General features: G+C 74.3%; 19 protein-coding genes. 11 read left to right on the forward strand and 8 right to left on the reverse strand.

The window, feature by feature from the left end; translation table 11 throughout:
- Positions 1–251 precede the first annotated feature (251 nt).
- Positions 252–890, forward strand: coding sequence for a GNAT family N-acetyltransferase (locus tag ACIP93_RS30400; protein WP_401763835.1), 639 nt, complete (start codon positions 252–254; stop codon positions 888–890).
- Positions 891–988: 98 nt separating this feature from the next.
- Positions 989–1,918: a PaaX family transcriptional regulator C-terminal domain-containing protein gene (locus ACIP93_RS30405; protein WP_401764090.1), complete on the forward strand. Its 930-nt coding sequence runs from the start codon at positions 989–991 to the stop codon at positions 1,916–1,918.
- Here the strand turns inward: ACIP93_RS30405 and ACIP93_RS30410 are convergent.
- Complete coding sequence (locus ACIP93_RS30410; protein WP_401763837.1) at positions 1,843–2,781, reverse strand: helix-turn-helix transcriptional regulator; 939 nt, start codon at positions 2,779–2,781, stop codon at positions 1,843–1,845. The genes ACIP93_RS30405 and ACIP93_RS30410 overlap by 76 nt on opposite strands.
- A 211-nt stretch (positions 2,782–2,992) precedes the next feature.
- Here ACIP93_RS30410 and ACIP93_RS30415 point away from each other — a divergent pair, with 211 nt between their 5' ends.
- Complete coding sequence (locus ACIP93_RS30415; RefSeq protein ID WP_401764093.1) at positions 2,993–3,814, forward strand: NAD(P)H-dependent oxidoreductase; 822 nt, start codon at positions 2,993–2,995, stop codon at positions 3,812–3,814.
- A 117-nt stretch (positions 3,815–3,931) separates the two neighbouring features.
- Here the strand turns inward: ACIP93_RS30415 and ACIP93_RS30420 are convergent, their stop codons facing one another.
- On the reverse strand, positions 3,932–5,854 hold the full coding sequence (locus ACIP93_RS30420; protein WP_401764096.1) for an ATP-binding cassette domain-containing protein: 1,923 nt from the start codon (positions 5,852–5,854) through the stop codon (positions 3,932–3,934).
- A gap of 324 nt (positions 5,855–6,178) precedes the next feature.
- Entirely contained in the window at positions 6,179–6,802 is a 624-nt protein-coding gene (locus ACIP93_RS30425; protein WP_401763840.1) for a CGNR zinc finger domain-containing protein, read from the reverse strand.
- 87 nt (positions 6,803–6,889) lie between these two features.
- Here ACIP93_RS30425 and ACIP93_RS30430 point away from each other — a divergent pair, with 87 nt between their 5' ends.
- Positions 6,890–7,633 carry a metallophosphoesterase gene (locus tag ACIP93_RS30430; protein ID WP_401763843.1) on the forward strand — a complete coding sequence of 248 codons (744 nt, stop codon included), beginning with the start codon at positions 6,890–6,892 and terminating at the stop codon, positions 7,631–7,633.
- Here ACIP93_RS30430 and ACIP93_RS30435 read toward each other — a convergent pair.
- Both ACIP93_RS30435 and ACIP93_RS30440 read right to left on the reverse strand, forming a co-directional pair.
- The gene (locus tag ACIP93_RS30435) at positions 7,615–8,367 is read right to left on the reverse strand and encodes a sirohydrochlorin chelatase (protein ID WP_401763846.1); all 753 of its coding nucleotides are present in this window, start codon (positions 8,365–8,367) and stop codon (positions 7,615–7,617) included. The two genes, ACIP93_RS30430 and ACIP93_RS30435, sit on opposite strands and share 19 nt — an antisense overlap.
- Positions 8,364–9,530, reverse strand: coding sequence for a uroporphyrinogen-III synthase (locus ACIP93_RS30440; RefSeq protein WP_401763848.1), 1,167 nt, complete (start codon positions 9,528–9,530; stop codon positions 8,364–8,366). The genes ACIP93_RS30435 and ACIP93_RS30440 overlap by 4 nt, the downstream gene beginning before the upstream one ends.
- 182 nt (positions 9,531–9,712) lie before the next feature.
- Here ACIP93_RS30440 and ACIP93_RS30445 point away from each other — a divergent pair, with 182 nt between their 5' ends.
- From ACIP93_RS30445 to ACIP93_RS30465, 5 genes are read left to right on the forward strand one after another with little or no spacing between them, the layout of a single operon-like run.
- Complete coding sequence (locus ACIP93_RS30445; RefSeq protein WP_401763851.1) at positions 9,713–11,914, forward strand: molybdopterin oxidoreductase family protein; 2,202 nt, start codon at positions 9,713–9,715, stop codon at positions 11,912–11,914.
- A complete protein-coding gene (locus tag ACIP93_RS30450; protein WP_401763854.1) occupies positions 11,911–13,233 on the forward strand; it encodes an NAD(P)/FAD-dependent oxidoreductase in 1,323 nt (440 codons plus the stop codon). Before ACIP93_RS30445 ends, ACIP93_RS30450 begins: the two co-directional genes overlap by 4 nt.
- 50 nt (positions 13,234–13,283) lie before the next feature.
- Positions 13,284–15,827, forward strand: coding sequence for a nitrite reductase large subunit NirB (gene nirB, locus ACIP93_RS30455; RefSeq protein WP_401764098.1), 2,544 nt, complete (start codon positions 13,284–13,286; stop codon positions 15,825–15,827).
- Positions 15,824–16,207 (forward strand): nitrite reductase (NAD(P)H) small subunit, encoded by a 384-nt coding sequence (locus ACIP93_RS30460; RefSeq protein WP_401763856.1) that lies wholly within the window; start codon positions 15,824–15,826, stop codon positions 16,205–16,207. Before nirB ends, ACIP93_RS30460 begins: the two co-directional genes overlap by 4 nt.
- A 9-nt stretch (positions 16,208–16,216) precedes the next feature.
- Positions 16,217–17,563, forward strand: a complete 1,347-nt coding sequence (locus ACIP93_RS30465; protein WP_345227765.1) for a nitrate/nitrite transporter — start codon at positions 16,217–16,219, stop codon at positions 17,561–17,563.
- Between the two features lie 115 nt (positions 17,564–17,678).
- Here the strand turns inward: ACIP93_RS30465 and ACIP93_RS30470 are convergent, their stop codons facing one another.
- Positions 17,679–18,749: a YihY/virulence factor BrkB family protein gene (locus ACIP93_RS30470; RefSeq protein WP_401763860.1), complete on the reverse strand. Its 1,071-nt coding sequence runs from the start codon at positions 18,747–18,749 to the stop codon at positions 17,679–17,681.
- A gap of 67 nt (positions 18,750–18,816) precedes the next feature.
- Complete coding sequence (gene def, locus ACIP93_RS30475; RefSeq protein WP_401764101.1) at positions 18,817–19,470, reverse strand: peptide deformylase; 654 nt, start codon at positions 19,468–19,470, stop codon at positions 18,817–18,819.
- A gap of 82 nt (positions 19,471–19,552) precedes the next feature.
- Between def and ACIP93_RS30480 the strand changes: the two genes are divergently transcribed.
- Together ACIP93_RS30480 and ACIP93_RS30485 are read left to right on the forward strand one after the other, a co-directional pair.
- Positions 19,553–20,050: a winged helix-turn-helix domain-containing protein gene (locus tag ACIP93_RS30480; RefSeq protein WP_401763863.1), complete on the forward strand. Its 498-nt coding sequence runs from the start codon at positions 19,553–19,555 to the stop codon at positions 20,048–20,050.
- Positions 20,051–20,152: 102 nt separating this feature from the next.
- Positions 20,153–20,476, forward strand: coding sequence for an L-rhamnose mutarotase (locus tag ACIP93_RS30485; protein ID WP_345227770.1), 324 nt, complete (start codon positions 20,153–20,155; stop codon positions 20,474–20,476).
- 103 nt (positions 20,477–20,579) lie between these two features.
- Here ACIP93_RS30485 and ACIP93_RS30490 read toward each other — a convergent pair whose 3' ends face one another.
- The gene (locus ACIP93_RS30490; RefSeq protein WP_401763866.1) at positions 20,580–21,389 is read right to left on the reverse strand and encodes an NAD-dependent epimerase/dehydratase family protein; all 810 of its coding nucleotides are present in this window, start codon (positions 21,387–21,389) and stop codon (positions 20,580–20,582) included.
- Positions 21,390–21,509 lie beyond the last annotated feature (120 nt).

Here is a 21,509-nt window from a genome sequence, read left to right on the forward strand (position 1 = left end):
TCGACGCCGGTCGACACCGGTCGGCTCCGGCTGAGATCCGCGATTCTGCACCAGCACCGGGGCCTTGCCGCAAGGCCCCCCATGAGCTATAAGTTGAGAGTGGCAAGGAGAGCGGTTACCTCCTTGCCTTTCTTTTTTGCCCGCCCACGGGTGCCGGACCCCATAAAACTATCGTTGATTGAACGTCCGACGGTGGAGTGTTAGTTTTGGGGGGTCGGCAAGGCAGCAGCCATGAGGGGACGGGCACGGCCATGAGCAAGGACACGGAACCGGGGCCGCACGCCGCGGTCGGGAGCGTGACGCTCCTGCGCGGGCTTCCCGCCGGGGCGCAGCGGCGGGCGGCCGAGCTGTACTGGGAGGCGTTCGGACGCAAGCTGGGCCCCGCCCTCGACCCGCCCGGCACGGCGCTCCCCTTCCTCGCCGCCCACCTCCACGCCGACCGCGCGGTCAGCGCGCTCGTCGACGGGCGGCTGGTGGGCCTCGCCGGGTATCAGCTCGGCGGGCGCTCGTTGACCGGCGGGACCCTGAGCGACGTGCTCCGGGCGTACGGGCCGCTGCGCGGCCTGTACCGCGCCGCACTGCTCGCCCTCTTCGCCCGGCGGTCCGCCCCCGGCGAACTGGTCATGGACGGCATCGCCGTCGACGCCACGGCGCGGGGCACAGGGGTCGGCACCCTGCTGCTCGACGAGGTGGCGGCGATCGCGGCCGAGCACGGGTGCCGCAGGATCCGGCTCGACGTGATCGACGTGAACCCGCGGGCGAGGGCGCTGTACGAGCGCCGGGGCTTTCGGCCCGTACGGACGACGTCGACCCCGTATCTGCGCGGACTGATGGGATTCGGAGCGGTGACGACCATGCACAAGAGCGTGGCGAAGGGGGCAAGGGCGTGACCGGCCGTATCGAGGACACCGGGGGACGGGACGCGGCCGGCCGCGCCGAGGACACCGGGGAGCAGGCCCTGACCGGCCGTGTCGAGGTTCCCACCCGCATGCTCGTCCACGCCCTCGTCCGCGAGGACGGCACCGTCTCCACCGGTGAGCTCTACGGGGTCGCCGACCTGCTCGGCATGAGCGACCAGCAGGTGCGGCTCTGCATCAAACGCCTCGTCGCCGAGGGCCGGTTCACGCATGAGGGGCGCGGACGCAAGGCCGTCCTGTACGCCACCGAGGACACCGTCCGTGCCCTCGCCCCGCACCCCGGCTTCCTCCGCCACGCCTTCCGGCAGGACGCCGGGCTCGCCCCCTGGGACGGCGTCTGGCACCTGGCCGCCTTCGCCCTCCCCGAGACCGAGCGCGCCGCCCGCGACACCCTGCGCGACACCCTCGTCCACCTCGGCGGCGCGCCGCTGCAAGGGGGCCTGTACGTGAGCGCCAACCCCTGGGAGCCGTACGTCGAGGAGGCCGTCGACCACCTGGGCGTACGCGACGCCCTCACCCTCCTCACCACCTCCGACCTGCGCCGGGGCGAGCACCACACCCCCGCCGGCCTCTCCCGCGCGCTGTGGCCGCACGACGAGATCGCCGCCCGGTACCACCGGCTGGCCGCCGTCGCGCGGCCCCGCCTGGCCCGCCTCACCGCGACGGAGCCCCTGGAGCCGGCGGCGGCGCTCACCCTCGCGGTGGAACTCGCCGCCGAACTCGGCCGGGCCATGGACCCCGACCCCCTCCTGCCGCCCGAACTGCTTCCCGCCCCCTGGCCGGGCCGGGAGGCGCGGGCGCTGGTGGCCCGGTGCTGGGAGGCCCTCGCCGTACGGACGGAGACGACGCGGGAAGATCCTCCGGTCCTCTTCCGCGCGTACGCGCAGGTGGCTCGGGAAGCGGTCGACGGCGTACGCGAACGGGCTCAGGCCGACGGCTCCGCGGCGGCCCGCAGCTCCGCCAGGGCGGCCGCCTCCGGCGTACCCTCCTCGGCGCTGTAGACGTGCACGACCAGGCCCGACTGCCCGGGCGCGGCCGGAACCTGGAGGGTTTCGAAGTCCAGGGTCAGCGGGCCGGTCGCCGGATGGTGCAGGCTCTTGCGGCCCGCCGCGCACATCGTGACCTCGCCGCTGTCCCAGACGGCACGGAACTCCTCGCTGAGGGCGGCGAGTTCGGCCACCAGGGCGAGCAGCGCGGTGTCATCGGGGTGCCTGCCGGCGGCCATCCGCAGCAGGCCGACCGCCTCCCGGGCGCGCGCCTCCCACTCGGGGTGGACGACGCGCGAGGCCGGGTCGAGGAAGAGGAAGCGGGCGTTGTTGCGGTCGCGGCGGGGGTGCGGGCCCTGGAGACCGCCGAGGAGCTCGGCGCCCAGGGCGTTCCACGCCACCACGTCCAGGCGGTGGTTGGTGGCGATCACCGGGAGCCGGTCCAGGGAGCGGAGGATCTGGCGCAGGACAGGGCCCACGCGGGCGGCGGGGACCGCTTCGGCGGTGCCGACGGCGGTGGGGACGGGGCCGGGGCCCGCGCCCGTTCCGGCGAGCGCGCTCAGGTGCGCGCGTTCGGCCGCGCCCAGCCCCAGGGCGCGGGCGAGCGCGTCGAGGACCTCGGGGGAGGGCTGGGTGGCCCGGCCCTGTTCCAGCCGTACGTAGTAGTCGACGCTGATGCCCGCGAGCTGGGCCAACTCCTCGCGGCGCAGCCCCTGTACGCGACGGCGGCGGCCCACGGCGATCCCGACCCGCTCCGGCGCGACCCGGCCGCGCCGGGCACGCAGGAACTCGCCGAGCGCGGGGCGGGCGGGCGCGGGGGCGCGGGAGCTCTCCGTGCCGCGGGTGTCTGCACTGCGGGTGTCTGCCGGGCGGGTCATGCCTCCCAGTATGGGCGGCGGCCCCGCGTGGGTGGTCCTCGCGGTACCAGGAACACCGGTCCGCCGGACGCGGAGGGTTCTGGCTCCGCGGCCGGGCCCGGGAGACCGTAACGGCATGAACTCACGTACCCGCGACGGCATGAACTCACGTACCCGCGACGGCATGAACTCACGTACCCGCGACGGCATGAACGCACATACCCGCGACGCCATGAACGCACGCACCGGCGACGGCCTGGGCGCGCGGCCCGAGGGCGAAGCCCGCAAGGTCCTCCTCGTCACCGTCCACCCCGACCCCCGCTCCCTGACCTCCTCCCTCGCCGCCTTCGCCGCCGGCCACCTGCGTGCGGCCGGACACGAGGTCACGGTCTCCGACCTGTACGCGATGAAGTGGAAGGCCGCCGTCGACGCCGACGACTTCCCGGGCCTGGCGGGCGACGAACGCCTCGCCGTGATGGCCGAGTCCGGCCGGGCCACGGTGGCGGGCACGCTGACCGCGGACGTCGCGGCCGAGCAGGAGAAGGTGCGGTGGGCGGACGCGGTCGTGGTCCAGTTCCCGGTGTGGTGGTTCGGCCCGCCCGCGATCCTCAAGGGCTGGTTCGACCGGGTCTTCACCGCCGGCTTCGCGTACGGGCCCGGGCTGCTGCCGTACTCCGGCGGCGACAGCGCGCTCGCGGGCCGCCGGGCGCTGCTGTCGGTGACGGCGGGGGCCCGCGCCACGGCCTTCTCCGACCGGGGCATCCACGGCAGCCTCGCGGACGTACTGCACCCCTTGCAGCACGGGCTGTTCGCGTTCACGGGGATGGAGCCGCTGGACCCCTTCGCCGTGTACCACGCCAACGAGCTGCCCGAGGAACGCTTCGAGGCGGCGAAGACGGCGTACGCCGCCCGCCTGGACGGCCTCTTCACCGACGCGCCGGTCCCGTACCGCACCCTGACGGGCGGCGACTACGACCACGACATGCGGCTGCTGCCGGGCGTGGAGGAGCCGGGCGTGTCGAGCCTGGACCTGCACGTACGGGCGCGCGGCTGACCTGGCTGACTGCACGTACGGGCGCGGCTGACCTGGCTGACCTGTCCGCACGGGTGCGCGGCCGAGGGTGATGCGGCGACCGGCCCCGCCCCGCCGTCGGACGCAGGGCGGCACGGCTCACGTCCCCGGCGGCGCGTACTGTTCCGCCTGCGTGCGGAACATCGCCGCGTACCTCCCGTCCGCCGCCAGCAGTTCCTCGTGCGTGCCGTGCTCGACCAGGCGGCCGGCGCTCAGCACGTGGATCGTGTCCGCGTGCCGCACGCCCGACATGCGGTGGGTCACCAGGACCACCGCCCGGTGCGGGTCCGCCAGGCGGCGGATGCGGGCGAAGGCGGCGATCTCCGCCTCCGGGTCGAGGGCGGAGGTGGGCTCGTCGACGATGAGGACGCTGTCCGCGGGCGCGGTGGCGGTACGGCGGTGGGTGCGGGCCAGCCCGATCTTCTGCCACTCCCCGCCGGAGATCTCCGACGCCCCGTGGAACATCCGGGACAGCAGAGTGCCCAGTCCCAGGGGGAGCCTCCCGACGACGCCCAGGGCCTCCGCGTACGCGACCGACTCCAGCAACTCGCCCTCCTCGGCGGGCGACCGGGGGCGGCCGATGCGGATGTTCATTCCGGCGGTCACCGGCCAGCGTTCGAAGTCCTGGGTGAGCAGGGAGACCCGGGAGAACACCTGCGCCCGGTCCACCTCCCGCACCTCCTGCCCGTCCCACCGCACCGCTCCGTCCTGCGGCAGCAACAGACCCGCGACGACCTTCATCAGCGTCGACTTGCCGGAGCCGTTCTCCCCGACCACCGCCGTCACCGACCCCATCGGGAGGGTCAACGACACCCCGTCCAGAGCGGGTTCCTCCCGGTCCGGATAGCGGTACGTCACCTTCTCCAGCCGGACGGCCGCCACCCGCTCGGCGAGCGCGCCGCCACCGCGCGGGATCGCCCGCCGCCCGGCCTCCGTGAGGAACTTCTCGTGGTCCTGGACGTACAGGCTCTCCTCGTTGAGCCGGTTCACGTGCATCACCAGCGCCCCCAGGCTCGCCGACCCGGAGCGCACCGCGATCACCGCCGTTCCGGCGACGGCCAGTTCCATGTGCCCGGCGACGATCAGCCAGCCGAGCAGCGCGTACGTGCCGACCATGACCGCGCCCGACAGGGCCGCCGCGACCAGCTCCGTCACCGCCTTGCCGGTGGCCAGGCGCTTCTGCTCGGACTCCGCGCTGTGCGCCATGTCCTCGTACGCGGTGAGCAGGTACGGGCCGACCGCGTGGATGCGCACCTCCTGCGCCGCCGACCGGGAGGTGAGGAGCTGCGCGATCAGACGGCTCGCCCGCAGGTGCTCCATCCAGGCCAGCACCGACACGTACCGCTCCTGCGCCACCCGCATCGCGCCCCAGCCGCGCGGGGCGGCGATCAGGACCAGCATCGGGAGCAGCGCCGGGTGCAGCACGGCGAGGACGCCTCCGGCGGCGGCCAGCGAGATGGTGCCGTTGAGCGCGGCGACGCACGCGCCGATCATCTGCCGGGCGGCCTGCGCCCCGAACTGCGCGACGTCGATGAGCCGCCGGAACTCCGGGTCCTCGATGGCCTCCAGCTCCACCGCCGACGCGGCGGCCAGGTACTCGGTGGTCGCCAGCCGCTCCACCATCGGCTCCAGCCGGCCCGCCCGCGACGTCGACCAGCAGGCGAGCACCGCGCCGACGACGGCCGCGCCCGCGCCCACGCACAGGGCGGGCAACGCCTCGTACAGGCGGTCGGCGGGAGCGGCGGCGCCCAGCAGGGCGTGCATGACGGCGTTCACCGCGAGCAGCCCGACGGCGGCGGCGACACCCTGGCCGATCTCGCTGACGCCGACCGCGACGAGGGCGTTGCGGTCCGCGCGCCAGGCCCGGCGCAGGGTCGCGCCGACCAGACGGGGCATCACCCGGACCGCGCCGAGCATGCTCAGCTCCAGGGGCGCGCTGTCGTACTGGGTCCAGCCCGTGTCGTACCGGAGCGGCCCGCCGAACAGCTCGCGCTCGCTGGCCGAGACGACGGGCTCGCCCACGCGGACCCGGCCGAAGAGGCGGGCGAACGCGCGGCGCGGGAGGCTCGGGTTCCTCCGGGGCTCGGTGGTGGCGATGCCGGTGGTGCCGGTGGTGTCCGTGGTGGCGCTCGTACCGTTGGCGTCGTCGGGGCGGTCGTCGGTGCGGGACTCGGTGCGGGACTCGGTGCGGGATTCGGTGTGGTCGTCCGTGCGGGACTCGGTGTGGGCCGTCGGGTCGGTCACTCGCCACCCCCTGGGTCGGGACCGTTCGAGGGTCCGGCGGCCACCCGTGCGGCGTCAACGGCGCGACCAACGGCGCAGGGAGCAGAGAGACGGCAGGGCGTGTCAGCCCGTCCCGGGTGCGGTGCGGTGGAGCCGGTAGTGGCGGGCCACCCGGGCGCGGTTGCCGCACGAGGGTTTGCAGTACTCCTGGCGGCCGTGCCGCTTCAGGTAGTAGCGCACGCAGCGCGGTGCGGTGCAGGCGCGGAGCAGTTCCCGTTCGGGTCCGGTCAGGAAGCCGATGGCGGCCCGGGCGACGGCGGCGGTGAGGCGCACGCGCGGGCCGGGCCCCGCGAGGGGCAGGAGGGTGTGGGTGAAATCGCCCCCGAGGCATGACAGTTGAGGGGTGACCGGCTGCTGTCCGGCGGCCGTGTTCAGCCGTTCCAGGGCGTCGGGCACGGACAGCAGGCGGTTCGCGTCCGCCGGGCTCGGCGGTGCCGGTGCGACCACCCGCGCGAACAGTGCCCGTACCGCCTGACGCAGCGGCACCAGGTCCTCCCGTACGGCGCCGGACGCCGCGGCGGCGGCGAGGTCGGCGGCCGTGAACCCGTACGCGGACAGCCCGGCCTCCTGAGTCCGCAGCCACCGCGCCGCGCCCTCCTCGCCGCCGTCGGTCAGGTCGTCGGCGATCCCGCCGGCCCCGTCGTGCCGGACGGTGCCGGCCAACTCCAGTGCTGGGCAAGGTTCCACGACGTCCGCCTCTCTTGATCGCTGCCGGGTGCGCAGCCTACAGTCCCCTAACGGAAGAACACTGATTATCCATTAGGGGGATGTCGCATGGCCACCTTGCTCGCCCAGATCAGCGATCTGCACCTGGACGGCAGCGCACGCGCCACCGAGCGGGCCGTCCGCGTCATGGATCATCTGCGCGCGCTGCCGCGCCCCGTCGACGCGCTCCTGGTCACCGGTGACATCGCCGACCACGGCACGATCGCCGAGTACGAGGAGGCCGCCCGGCTGCTGGAAGCGCCCTTCCCCGTGCTCCCCTGCCCCGGCAACCACGACATCCGGTCCGCCTACCGCAAGGGGCTGCTCGGCGAGAGCGCGTCGGACGCCCCCGTCAACCGCGTCCACCACCTCGACGGGACCGCTCTTCTCCTCGTCGACTCGACCCTCCCGGGCCGCGACGAGGGCCTGCTCGACCCGGTCACCCTGCGCTGGATACGGGACACCCTCGACGGGCTCCCCGCCACCACCCGGGCCCTCCTCGCCCTCCACCATCCGCCGGTCGTCCTCCACCACCCCCTCCCGGACGCCCACCTGCTCCAGAACCCGGCGGACCTGGCCGCCGTCCTCGCCGAACATCCCCAGGTCACCGCCGTCCTCACCGGCCACGCCCACACCGCGGCGGCCACCTCCTTCGCGGGCCGGCCGCTGCTCGTGGGCCCGGCGGTGACCTGGACGCTGCGGCTGCCCTGGGAGGGCGCCCGGGCCGCGGACCGCGAGCAGCCGCCCGGCCTGGCCTTCCACGTGCTGGACGACGAGGGGCGGCTGACGACGCACTACCGGGTGGTGCTGTGAGCCGGTCGCCCGACGGCGCTCCGCCCCCGGGCGCACGCCTCGTCGTACCGGTCCAGAACCAGGCGCGCCACCGCGTCGTGCGCGCCCAGCGGGGCGGAGGCGACCGTTCCGGCGGTGGCCGCCGCCTTCCGGGCGAAGAAGCCCGGCGTCATCAGGTAGCTCGCCACCGCCACCTGCCGGAAACCCCGCGCGCGCAGCGCGGCCACCGCGTCGGCCGGTGTCGGTGCGCCCCCGCACAGGTAGGAGGCGACCGCCGGGCGGCCCAGCCGGTCGGCGAGCAGCCCGGCCATGGCGGCGGTACCGGCCCGGGAGCGCGGGTCGGAGGAGCCCGCCGAGGCGAGTACCACCGGGCCGGCCGCCGGGGCCGCCGCCTCGGCGAGCCGGTCCGCCAGCGCCGACGCCAGCCGGGGGTGCGGCCCGAGCGCCCCCGCGATCCGGGCACGCACCTGCGGGGCGGCGGCCAGCGCTTCGGGGACGTCGACCCGCAGGTGGAAACCGGCGCCCAGGAGGAGCGGGACGAGGACCACCTCGCCGTGCAGGGCGGCGAGCACGTCGGCGAGCGCGGGCCGGGCGACGTCCACGTACGCCAGGACGACGGGGAGACCGGGCCGCAACTCCCGCACGCGGGAGAGCAGTTCCTCGGTGGCGGCCGTTCCTTCGGGGTCGCGGGTGCCGTGCGCGACGGCGAGCAGGGGCGGGGGCAGGTGTCGCGGCAGGGGGGCGCGCCGGCTCATCCGGGGTCCACCGCCAGCCGGTAGCCCCGCTTGGTGACCGTACGGACCAGTGAGCCGTACGGGCCGAGGGCCGACCGCAGCCGCCCCACCGCCGCCTCCACCACATGCGCGTCCGGCGGGCGGGGCGCCTCGGACGCGTCGGCGGCGGGCCACGCCCGGCGCAGCAGCTCCGCGCGACTGAGGACGGTGCCCGGACGCTCCGCGAGAGCCCGCAGGACCGCGGCGGGGAGGGGGGTCAGGTGGACCGTCCCGGCGGGGCCGGTGACGGCCGCGCCCTGGAGCGTCAGGTCGCCGCCCGCGGTGGCCAGATGGCGTCGGTGGCGGGCCGGCAGCTCCTGGTCGAGGGTGCGGACCAGCGCCCCCAGCCGCCCCCGTTCCGGCCACACGCACGGTACGTCCGCCGCCAGCAGCGGCCGTGCGCACACCGGGCCGATGCAGGCCGCCAGGACGTTCGTGCGCAGGGCGTCCAGGACCTGTTCGCGGCGGCCCGTCCCGTCCGCCGCCGCCAGGAACGCTTCGATCGCGGGCGCACTGGTGAAGGGCAGCGCGTGCACCTCGCCCCGCACGGTCGCCTCGACCAGCCGTCGTACCGCGTCCGGGTCGGCGGCCGGCCCCCACCGGTACACCGGCACCTCCACCACCTCCGCGCCGCGTTCCCGCAGCGCCGCCGTGAACTCCGGGAGCGGCGCGCCGTGTTCCTGCACGGCGACCCGCCTGCCCGCCAGGTCCCGCTCCAGCAGCCACCCCAGCATCTCGTCCACGGCCTCCGACGCGGGCGCGTAACTCTCCCGCAGTCCGGACGCCCGGATCGCGCCGGTCGCCTTCGGGCCCCGGCTGATCACGGTCGCCGCGCGGCACGCCTCGACCAGGCGCGCGCCCGTGCCCCAGCCCTCCGCCGCGCTGATCCAGCCGCGCCAGCCGACGCCGGTCGTGGCGACGACGTAGTCGAGGGGGCGGGCGAGGCAGGCGTCGGTGGCGTCCCGGACGAGAGCGTCGTCGTCGAGCGGCACGATCCGCAGCGCGGGCGCGGACAGGATCTTCGCGCCGCGTCTGCGCAGCAGGCTTTCGAGTTCGTCGCGGCGCCGGTCGGCCGTGACCCCGACCGTCAGTCCGGTCAGTGAGCCCTCCGGCGGAACGGGCGTGGCGGGCGTCGCTGTCGTCATGGCCCGACCCTGGCCGAGCCGTGTTAAGCCGCTGTTGCGGAGGTGTCTCCTGGGAGTTAGCCCTGCGCTACGGGCATGTGTCCCTCGTCTCGCACGCCCCTGCCGCAGACGTGAACGCTCTGTTCCGTCCGCGCAACGCGCGGGATGCGGGGGTGTAACGGCGCGCGGGCACGGTGGGGGCCATGAACCGGACCGCGACGGCCCTCGTCGACACCCACTGCCCGTACTGCTCGCTCCAGTGCGGCATGCGCCTCGGCGCGGCGGCATCGGGGCCCTCACCCGTGGAGATCGTCGAGCGCCCCGACTTCCCCGTGAACCGGGGCGCCCTGTGCGGCAAGGGACACAGCGCAGCCGCCGTCCTCGCCCCGGGCGTCCGCCTCACCGCTCCTCTCGTACGGGACACCAAGGACGGCCCGCTGCGGGAGGCCGGCTGGGACGAGGCCCTGGACCGGGCGGCGTCCGCCATGGCGCGGACCGGCACCCGGCACGGACGGAACGCGGTCGGCGTCTTCGGCGGCGGCGGCCTGACGAACGAGAAGGCGTACCTGCTCGGCAAGTTCGCCCGGGTCGCCCTGCGGACGGCCAACATCGACTACAACGGCCGCTTCTGCATGTCCTCGGCAGCCGCCGCCCACCGCAACGCCTTCGGCCTGGACCGCGGCCTGCCCTTCCCGCTCGCGGACGTCGCCCGTACCGGCTGCCTGGTCCTCGTCGGCAGCAACCTCGCCGACACGATGCCGCCCGCCGTCCGTCACGTACGCGAACTGCGGGACAACGGCGGGACGTTGGTCGTCGTCGATCCGCGCCGCACCCGCACCGCGGACCTCGCCGACCTCCACCTGGCCCCCGCCCCCGGCACCGACCTGGCCCTCGCCCTCGGCCTGCTCCACCTGGTGGTCGCGGGCGGTCACGTCGACGAGGACTTCGTCGCTTCCCGTACGACCGGGTGGGAGGCCGCGCGTACGGCGGCGACGGCGCACTGGCCGGAGCGCGTGGAGGCGATCACCGGGGTGCCGGTGGCCGACATGCGGCGCGCGGTCGAGCTGTTCACGGCCGCCGGATCCGGCATGGTCCTCACCGCGCGGGGGCCGGAACAGCAGTCCAAGGGCGTCGACACGGTGGGCGCGTGGATCAACCTGTGCCTGGCCACCGGCCGCGCGGGCCGCCCGTTCTCCGGATACGGATGCCTCACCGGCCAGGGCAACGGGCAGGGCGGGCGCGAGCACGGGCAGAAGGCCGACCAACTGCCGGGCTACCGGTCCATAGCGGACCCGGCGGCGCGGGCGCACGTGGCGGAGGTGTGGGGCGTCGACCCCGCGGACCTGCCCGGTCCGGGCGTCTCCGCGTACGAGCTCCTGGACTCCCTCGGCACGGAGGGGGGCGTGCGCACCCTGCTCCTCATGGGCTCGAACCCGGTGGTGTCGGCGCCGAACGCCCGGCACGTGACCTCGCGGATCGAGGCCCTCGACACCCTGATCGTGTGCGACGTGGTCCTCTCCGAGACGGCGGCGCTCGCGGACGTGGTCCTGCCCTCCGCCCAGTGGGCCGAGGAGACCGGCACGATGACCAACCTCGAAGGCCGCGTCATTCTGCGCAGGGCGGCCGTCCCCCCGGCGGGGCGGGCCCGGACCGATCTGCGCATCCTGCGCGGACTCGCGGGCCGCCTGGGCCACGAGAAGGGTTTCCCGGCCGACCCGGAGGAGGTCTTCACGGAACTCCGCGCGGCGTCGGCGGGCGGCCAGGCGGACTACTCGGGCATCGACTACGCGCGCATCGAGGCGGAGGACGGAGTGTTCTGGCCGTGCCCGGCGGGGGCGGGCGGGGTCGGGGCGCAGGGTCCGGCGGGGGCGGGCGGGGCGGTGCATCCAGGGACTCCGCGCCTCTTCCTGGACCGGTTCGCGACCCCCGACGGGCGGGCCCGGTTCGCGGACGTCTCGCACCGGCCCGCCGGGGAGGAGCCGGACGCGGAGTACCCCCTGTACCTGACCACCGGGCGGGTGCTCGCCCAGTACCAGAGCGGTGCCCAGACCCGCCGGACGCCCGAGCTGAACCGGGCCGCCCCCGGCGCCTTCGTCGAGCTGCACCCCCGGCTGGCGGCCCGGCTCGGGGTGGCGGAGGGCGAGCGGCTGACCCTCACCAGCCGCCGGGGGCGGGCGACCGCGCCGGCCCGGATCACCGCGGCCATCCGGCCGGACACCGTCTTCATGCCGTTCCACTGGCCCGGCGAGGGCCGCGCCAACTCCCTCACCCATGACGCCCTGGACCCGCAGTCCCGGATGCCGGAGTTCAAGGTGTGCGCGGTACGGGCGGAGAAGGCGCCCCCGGCCAGAATCGGCACTGCGGCGACCACGGCCGGAACCGCTTCCGTGGAGGCGGCCCGGTGACCGCCGCCCCCCGCCGCGTCGCGGTCGTCGGTGCCGGAATGGCCGCCGCCCGCCTCGCCCAGCAGACCCTGGCCCAGGCCCCGCCCGGCACCCTCGAACTCACGCTGTACGGGCACGAGCCCCACGCCCCCTACAACCGGGCCCTCCTCGCCGGAGTCCTCGACGGCCGCTACCCGCCGGGGGCCCTGACCCTGCCCACGGGCGGGGCGACGGTCCGCACCGGCACGGAGATCGTCGCCGTCGACCCCGCGTCCCACACCCTCCGCACCGCTTCCGGGGAAACCTGCGCCTACGACACCCTCGTCCTCGCCACGGGCGCCAACCCCGTCCTCCCTCCCCTCCGCAACCTCCACGCGACCCCGACCCCGGACCACCCCCACGCCGCCCCGCCCCAGCCCCGCACCCCCGACCTCAAAGCGGGCGTCCACCCCTTCCGCACCCTCTCCGACTGCACCCGCCTCGCCGAGGCCACGGGCGCGGGCACGGCAAACCCACCCCACCCCGTCGGCCGCCAGGCCGCCCCCCGCACCATCGTCATCGGCGGCGGCATCCTCGGCGTCAGCGCCGCCCGCGCCCTCACCGCCCTCGGCCTCCCCACCGAACTCGTCCACCAGGCACCCCACCTGATGGAACGCCACCTCGACGCCGAGGCCGCCGCCACCGTCCGCCACGCCCTCGAAACCATGGGCGCCACCGTCTACACCGACAACCGCGCCCGCGCCCTCCGCGGCACCACCTCCGTCACCGGCGTCGAGCTCGCCAACGGCCACGTCCTGACCTGCGACCTCGTCGTCCTGGCCTGCGGCGTCCGCCCCCGCACCGGCCTCGCCCGGGCCGCCGGCATCGAGGTCCGGCGCGGCATCGTCGTCGACGACACCCTCGCCACCTCCGCCCCCGACGTGTACGCCATCGGCGACTGCACCGAACACCGGGGCGCCGTCCACGGCGTCACCGGACCCGCCTGGGCCCAGGCCGACGTCCTCGCCGCCCGCCTCTCCGGTGCCGACCCGCACGCCGTCCACACCGGCGCGCACGCGTCCGCCCGCCTCACCGCCGGCGCCCTGGAGATCGCCGCGTTCGGCGAGGTCACGGACACCGCGGGCGACGCCCTCCGCCTCGCCGACGGCACCCGTGGCAGGTACGGCTCGTACAAGAAGCTCGTCATGCGCGGGGACCGCCTGGTCGGCGCGATCCTCGTCGGCGACCTCGCCGCGATCGGCGAACTCACCCGCACCTACGAGAGGGGCGAGCCGCTGCCGCCGCGCCCCCTCGACCTGCTCGCCGCCCTCCCCGCCCTCCCCGAAGGAGCCGCCCTGTGACGAACACGCAGCCCACGCAGCCCCGGAAGCTCGTCCTCGTCGGCCACGGCATGGTCGGCCAGCGCTTCCTCGAAGCCTTCGCCGAGCGCGGCGGCCACGCCCCCGCCTGGCGGATCACCGTCCTCGCCGAGGAGCCCCGCCCCGCGTACGACCGGGTCCACCTCACCTCGTGGTTCTCCGGCACCAGCGCCGACGAACTGTCGCTCTGGGAACCGGATTTCGGTGACAAGCACGGCATCGACCTGCGCCTCGGCGACCCCGCCGCGGACGTCGACCGCGAGGCCCGCACGGTCACCTCCCGCACCGGGCAGGTCTTCCCGTACGACGCCCTGGTGCTGGCCACCGGCTCCTACCCCTTCGTGCCGCTGGTTCCCGGCCACGACGCCCCCGGCTGCTTCGTCTACCGCACCATCGAGGACCTCGAGGCGATCCGCGCCGCCGCCGAGCACGCCCGCGTCGGCGCGGTCGTCGGCGGCGGGCTGCTCGGCCTGGAAGCGGCGGGCGCGCTGCGCGCGATGGGCCTGGAGACGCACGTCGTCGAGTTCGCCCCGCGCCTGATGGCGCTCCAGGTGGACGACGGCGGCGGTGCCGTACTCCGGGAGAAGATCCAGGAGCTGGGCGTCACCGTCCACACCGGCGCGGGCACCCAGAGCGTCGAGACCGCCGCCGACGGCACCGTCACCGGCATGGTGCTGTCCGACGGCGCGAGCGTCGACACCGACCTCGTCGTCTTCTCCGCCGGGGTGCGCCCCCGGGACCAGCTCGCCCGCGACTGCGGCCTGCCCGTCGGCGAACGCGGCGGCATCACCGTCGACGCGCACTGCCGCACCGAGGACCCGGCGGTCTGGGCCATCGGCGAATGCGCCCTCGCCGTCGACGGCCGGGTGTACGGCCTGGTCGCCCCGGGCTATGCGATGGCGGAAGCGGTGGCCGCGCAACTGACTGGGCAGCAGGGTGAGTTCACCGGCGCCGACCTCTCCACCAAGCTCAAGCTCCTGGGCGTCGACGTCGCCAGCTTCGGCGACGCGCACGGCGCCACCGCCGACTCCCTGGAAGTGCTGTACGCCAACAGCCGCGAGGGCGTCTACAAGAAGCTCGTCATCGGCGCCGACGGCTCCCTCCTCGGCGGCGTCCTGGTCGGCGACACCGAGTCGTACGACCTCCTGCGCCCGCTCGCCCTGTCCGGCGCCCCCCTCACCGCCCCGCCCGAGCAGCTCGTCCTCCCCGCCTCCATCGGCGCCGCGCCAGGTCCGGTCGCGCTGCCCGACGAGGCCGTCGTCTGCTCCTGCCACAACGTCACCAAGGGCGCGATCCGCTCGGCGGTCGCCGACACCGGCTGCGCGGACGTCCCGGCGGTCAAGAAGTGCACCCGCGCGGGCACCGGCTGCGGCTCCTGCGTGAAGCTCCTCACCACCCTGGTCAACGACGAACTGGCGGCACAGGGCGTCGAGTTGAGCCGTGGCCTGTGCGCGCACTTCGACCTCACCCGGGCCGAGATCTACGAGATCGTACGCGTCCGGGGCATCACCACCTTCGCCCGCCTGATCGAGGAGCACGGCACTCCCGGGTCCGGCTCCTCCGAAGGCTGCGAGATCTGCAAGCCGGTCGTCGGCTCCGTCCTCGCCTCCCTCGGCCCCGCCCTCGGCGACGGCGTGTCGGGCCACATCCTGGACGGCGAACAGGCCGCCCTCCAGGACACCAACGACCACTTCCTCGCCAACCTCCAGCGCAACGGCTCCTACTCCGTCGTCCCCCGCATCCCCGGCGGCGAGGTCACCCCGGCCGGACTCATCACCATCGGCGAGATCGCCCGCGACTTCGGCCTCTACACGAAGATCACCGGCGGCCAGCGGATCGACATGTTCGGCGCGTCCGTCGACCAGCTCCCGCTGATCTGGCGACGGCTGGTGGACGCCGGCTTCGAATCGGGGCACGCGTACGGGAAGTCCCTGCGCACGGTCAAGTCCTGCGTCGGACAGACCTGGTGCCGGTACGGCGTCCAGGACTCCGTCGCCCTCGCCATCGAGCTGGAGCTCCGCTACCGGGGCCTGCGCGCCCCCCACAAGCTGAAGTCCGCCGTCAGCGGCTGCGCCCGCGAATGCGCCGAGGCCCAGAGCAAGGACTTCGGCGTCATCGCCACCTCCTCCGGCTGGAACCTCTACGTCGGCGGCAACGGCGGCATGACTCCGCGCCACGCCGACCTCCTCCTCACCGACGCCGACCACGCCACCCTGATCCGCACCATCGACCGCTTCCTGATGTTCTACATCCGCACCGCCGACCGCCTGGAGCGCACCGCCCCCTGGGTCGAACGGATGGAGGGCGGCCTCGACCACCTGCGGGCCGTGCTCGTCGACGACTCGCTCGGCATCTGCGCCGACCTGGACGACCTGATGAGCCGCCACGTCTCCGCGTACGAGGACGAGTGGCGCGCCACCCTCGACGACCCGGACCGCCTCGCCCGCTTCGTCTCCTTCGTCAACGCCCCCGGCACCCCGGACCCCACCATCCGCTTCGTACCGGAGCGCGAGCAGATCCGCCCGGCCGACACCCTCGTCGCCGGCCCCGCCCTGGAAGTGAGGACCCTCGCATGACCAGCACCCCCGTCGCTTCGGCGATGGTCGAAGTGGCCGTCGGGGACGCGTGGTTCCCCGTCGTCCCCTACGACTCCCTCGTCCCCGGGCGCGGAGTCGCCGCCCTCGTCGGCGGCGAACAGATCGCCCTCTACCGCGACCGGGCCGGCGCCGTCCACGCCGTCGGCAACCGCGACCCGTTCAGCGGTGCGTACGTCCTCTCGCGCGGCCTCCTCGGCAGCCGCGACGGTGTCCCGGTCGTCCTCTCCCCGATGTACAAGCAGGCCTTCGACCTGCGCACCGGTGTCTGCCTGGACGAGGACGCGACCCCGGACGGCACCCCGGCCACCCTCCCCGTCTGGCCGGTACGCACCGACTCCCCGCCCACCCACGGAAACTAGGCGCGCCCCATGACGACCACCGTCCGCCCGCCCCGGGCCACCGCCACCCGCCCTCCCCTCGACCGGTGGGAACCGGAGGACCCCGCCTTCTGGGCCGCCACCGGCGCCGGGGTCGCCCGCCGCAACCTGATCTTCTCGGTCCTCTCCGAGCACATCGGCTTCTCGGTGTGGAGCCTGTGGTCGGTGCTGGTGCTCTTCCTCGGCCCCGAGTACGGCATCGACCCGGCCGGAAAGTTCGTGCTGACCGCCGTCCCCACCCTCTTCGGCGCGGCGCTGCGCATCCCGTACACCTTCGCGGTGGCGGTCTTCGGCGGCCGCAACTGGACCGTCGTCACCGCCCTGGCCCTGCTGCTCCCGACCCTGCTCACCGCGTACGTCCTGGAACCCGGCGTCTCCTACACGACCCTGCTGTGCGTGGCCGCCGTCGCGGGCATCGGCGGCGGCAACTTCGCCTCCTCGATGGCCAACATCAACGCCTTCTACCCCCAGCACCTCAAGGGCCGCGCGCTCGGCGTCAACGCGGGCGGCGGAAACCTCGGCGTGCCCGCCGTCCAGCTCCTCGGCCTGCTGGTGCTCGCCACGGCGGGCGCCGGGCACCCCCGTCTCGTACCGCTCCTCTACGTACCCCTGATCGTGCTCGCGGCGGTCGCCGCCGCCCTGCGCATGGACAACCTGCCCGCCCTGCGCAACGACCGGGGCGCCCTGCGCGAGGCCGCCCGGCAGCCGCACACCTGGGTGATGTCGCTGCTCTACATCGGCACCTTCGGCTCCTTCATCGGCTTCGGCTTCGCGTTCGGGCAGGTGCTGCTGGTGCAGTTCGCGGCCGACTTCCCGACGGCGGTCAGCGCCGCGTACCTGACCTTCCTCGGGCCGCTGCTCGGCTCGCTGGCCCGGCCCGTCGGCGGGGCGATGGCCGATCGCTGGGGCGGAGCGCGGGTCACCTTCTGGAACTTCACGGCGATGGCGGCGGGCGCGCTGCTGGTGTTCGTGGCGTCCCGGGCCGGATCGCTGCCGCTGTTCCTGACCGGCTTCGTCGCCCTCTTCCTCTTCTCCGGGTTCGGCAACGGGTCGACGTACAAGATGATCCCCGGCATCTTCCACGCCCGGGCGGAACGCGAGACGGCGGCGGGAGCGGATCCGGCCGGGGCCTCGAACCGTTCCCGCCGCCGGGCGAGTGCCGTAATCGGCATCGCGGGCGCGGTGGGCGCGCTGGGCGGGGTGCTGGTGAACATCGCGTTCCGGCAGTCCTTCCTGACGGAAGGCTCCGGGGACGCGGCGTACCTGGCGTTCCTCGCGTACTACGTGCTGTGCCTGGTGCTCACCTGGGGGGTGTACCTGCGGCGCGGAGCGGCCTGACGCCGGATCGGCGCTGGTGGCCCGGACACCCCGAAGCTACGGACGGCAGGTGGTGGCCATGCCTGGATAACGCAACCCGCCAAAACCCCCGAAGCCGGTGCGACTGGGCCTACAGCTACCCCTGTGCCGTCTGCCTCTGCTTCTGCTTGCGGCGCAGCCGGGCCGGCCACTTGCGGGTGTCACGCGGCTCGACGTACGGCTCCTCCTCGACCGGCAGCCCGCCGCTGATGGCCCGCTGCCGGGCCAGTTCCGCGTCGAACTCCAGCCCCAGCAGCACCGCCAGGTTCGACAGCCACAGCCAGATCAGGAAGACGATCACGCCTGCGAGGGTTCCGTAGGTCTTGTTGTACGAGCCGAAGTTCGCGACGTACAACGCGAAGCCGCCGGACGTCGCCAGCCACAGCACCACGGCCAGCACGCTTCCCGGGCTGACCCAGCGGAACCCGCGCCCGCGCACGTTCGGCGCCGACCAGAACAGCAGGGCGATCATCAGCACCACGAGCACCAGCAGCACCGGCCACTTGGCGATCGACCACACGGTGACCGCCTCGCTGCCGAGCCCGATCGCCTCCCCGGCCCACTGCGCCAGGGAACCGGTGAAGACCACGATCACCGCACTGGTCGCCAGCAGCACCATCAGCACCACCGTCAGCCCCACCCGCAGCGGGGTCACCTTCCACACCGGGCGCCCCTCCGGCATGTCGTAGATCGCGTTCGAGGTGCGTATGAACGCGCCGACGTACCCCGACGCGGACCACAGCGCCGCGAACAGACCCACGATCGCGACGACGCCACTGGTGCCGCCGCTGTTCTGAAGCTGCTGCACCGCCTGCGTGAGAATGTCCTTCACGGCGCCGGGCGCGAGGCTCTGGATGTTGTCGAGCACGGTCTTCGTCGCGGACTCGCCGACCACGCCGAGCAGCGAGACCAGCACCAGGATCGCCGGGAAGACGGAGAGCACGCCGTAGTACGTCAGCGAGGCCGCCCGGTCCGCCAGTTCGTCGTCCAGGAACTCCTTGCCGGTGCGCTTGAGCACGGCCCACCAGGAGTGCTTGGCGAAGTCAGTGGGGCTGTCCGCCTCGTCGGCGGAGCGTGGATCTGGTTCATCGGTGGAGCGCGGGACCGGCTCGTCGCCCGGCCGGGGGGCCGACACGTTCTCACGCTCATTGTCACGGCTGTCTGTCATGCCGTGCCGGGTACCCCCGTACAGGGCGCCTGACCCGGAGAATCACCGGCCGCCCGCCGGACGTCGCCTACTTCCCCCACTTCGCCGCGTTGGCGGCCCGCCGCGCGAACGCCTCCTCCTTCGCCTCCTCCATCTCCCGCAGGGCGCTCTTCCGCTCCCGCCGGGCGAGCCGGTCCAGATAGAGGCGGCCGTTCACATGGTCCGTCTCGTGCTGGAGGCACCGGGCGAAGTACCCCCGCCCCTCCACCACCAGCGGCTCACCCTCCTTGTCCCGCCCCCGCACGACGGCCCGGCCGAGCCGGGGCACCGTGCGGTAGGGACCGGGGACCGAGAGGCACCCCTCCGTCTCCTCGACCAACTCCCGCTCGTCCGCCGGGACCTCGTCCAGCACCGGATTGACGATGTGCCCGACGTGGCGCACTCCCCAGTCGTCCGTCATGTCCCAGACGAAGACCCGCAGGTCCACATCGATCTGGTTCGCGGCGAGCCCCGCCCCCTCCGCCACCTGGTTCGTGGCGAACATGTCGTCGATCAGCCGCGCTAGCCCTGGCGTCCCGAACTCCACGACCTCCCGGCACCGCCGCCGCAGGATCTCCTCCCCGACCACGGTGATCCGGCGCACCGCACCCCGCTCCACCTCCGGCGCGATCCTCGGATACGACGCCACGGGCTCGCCCTGCACCCGTACCCGACGGTCGGGCGCGATCTCGCCGAACCCCATCTCCGTCACCCTCCACCACTGCGGCGCGCGACTGCGCGCGGTGAGCTTGCCGATCGCTTTGCAAAGTAGCACTCTTTGCAAAGTGACCGACGAGATCCAGCAATCCGCCGCCCGCGACCTGCTCCGCCGCGCGGCCCCGCTTCCGCGCGCGCCCAGGACCCTCCCCGAACACCCCTTGCGCATCGCCCTTCTCGACCTGCTCGCCGAGGCCGGCACGCTGACCTCCACCCAGGCAGCCGCCCGCCTCGGCGAGAGTTCCGGCCTCTGCTCCTTCCACCTGCGCCAGCTCGCCCGGCACGGCCTGATCGAGGAGGCCCCCCACCCGGGCGGCCGCGCCAAACCGTGGCGCCTGCGCTGGGAGTCCGACGGGGTCCCGCCGCCGGCCCCCGCCGCCCTCCCCTTCCACGAGGTGCTCCACCTGACCCCGCAGGAGTGCGCCGAACTGACCGCCTCCGTACGGGACCTGCTCACCGCCTTCCGGGACCGCGTCCCGGCACCGGACACCACCCCGACGACGGTCACCGTCGCGCCGCACGCCGCACCCCCGGAGCCCCGTCGCTCACGCCCGCACCGGGCTTGACCTCGGTGAGGTGCGAGGCACCACCGGCCTCTGCGCGGACGGGGACTTCCTATAGGTTCATCCCCAGCTTCTCCCATTGGTTCTCGTGCAGGAGGTGGTCCCGTGCAGCGGGTCGCGCAGGTCATTCGGGTCAGGCCCGAGAAGCTCGCGGAGTACAAGGAGCTGCACGCGGCGGTGCCGGGTCCGGTGCTCGCCCGGTTGCGCGCCGCGCACATCGCCAACTACTCGATACATCTGCTCGGCGACCGGCTCTTCAGCTACTTCGAGTACCACGGCGACGACCTCGCCGCCGACCTCGCGGCCATCGGCGAGGACCCGGCCACCCAGGAGTGGTGGAAGCTCACCGACCCCTGCCAGGAGCGGGTGCCGGAGGCGCGGGAGGGGGAGTGGTGGGCCTCGACGGAGCAGGTCTTCCTCATGGAGTGAACCCGACGCCCGCGGGCGAGCGCCGAACCGCGCTCCCCGCACGTGCCCGGTACGCCCGTCGGCGTTCGGCGGTGCGCAGGCCCCCCGCCGGACGCCGGGCGCTTCAGTGCGGCCACAGGGTCGGCTCGACGCAGAAGTGCCCTCCGACGCGGGTCTGCGACGGGTCGTCGTCCGACAGCTCACCGTGCTCGGCGATGAGCCGTGCGGCGTACGGCTCGGAGTCGTCCCGCGGTACGTAGCCCAGCGCCCGCGCGCTCGAAAGGTCCCACCAGAGCCGGGTGTTGGCGGAGGACCCGTACACCACCGTGTGGCCCACGTCCTCCGCGGTGAGGGCCGCGTGCAGCAGCCGGGCGCAGTCGGCGGGGCTCAGCCAGAGCGAGAGCATCCGGACCGACGTCGGCTCCGGGAAGCAGGAGCCGATGCGCACGGAGACGGTTTCCAGGCCGTGCAGGTCCCAGTACAACTGTGCGAGGTCCTCGCCGAAGCACTTGGACAGCCCGTAGAAGGTGTCCGGCCGGTGCGGCGCCGTGACGGGGACCGGATCGCCGCCCGCCGCCGGGCGGGGGGTGAAGCCCACGGCGTGGTTGCTGGACGCGAACACCACCCGCCCGACGCCGGCTTCGCGGGCCGCCTCGTACAGGTGGTAGGTGCCCTCGATGTTGGCGCGCAGGACCTTCTCGAAGGGGGCTTCCAAGGAGATGCCCGCCAGGTGGACGACCGCGTCCACCCCCCGGACGGCCTCCCGCAGCGCCTCCCGGTCCGCCAGATCGGCGACGACCGCGTCCGGCGCACCGTCCACGGGACGCAGGTCCAGCAGGCGCAGCCGGTATCCGTAGGCGGGCAGCAGCTCCCGCATCAACGTGCCGAGGCCACCGGCGGCGCCGGTGAGCAGAACGGTGCGGGGGGCTGGCACGGGGAGGGCTCCTCAGGGCGGAGAAATCTGCTTCAGAAAGCGCTTTCTATGCTTCCTCGCGGGACTCTGTCAATCCCACCGACTCCTCGGGCGCGCGCGGACCCCGGCTCCACCGGCACG

The organism is Streptomyces sp. NPDC088745 (genome assembly GCF_044751045.1).
In the GTDB taxonomy this organism is placed as follows: domain Bacteria; phylum Actinomycetota; class Actinomycetes; order Streptomycetales; family Streptomycetaceae; genus Streptomyces; species Streptomyces cremeus.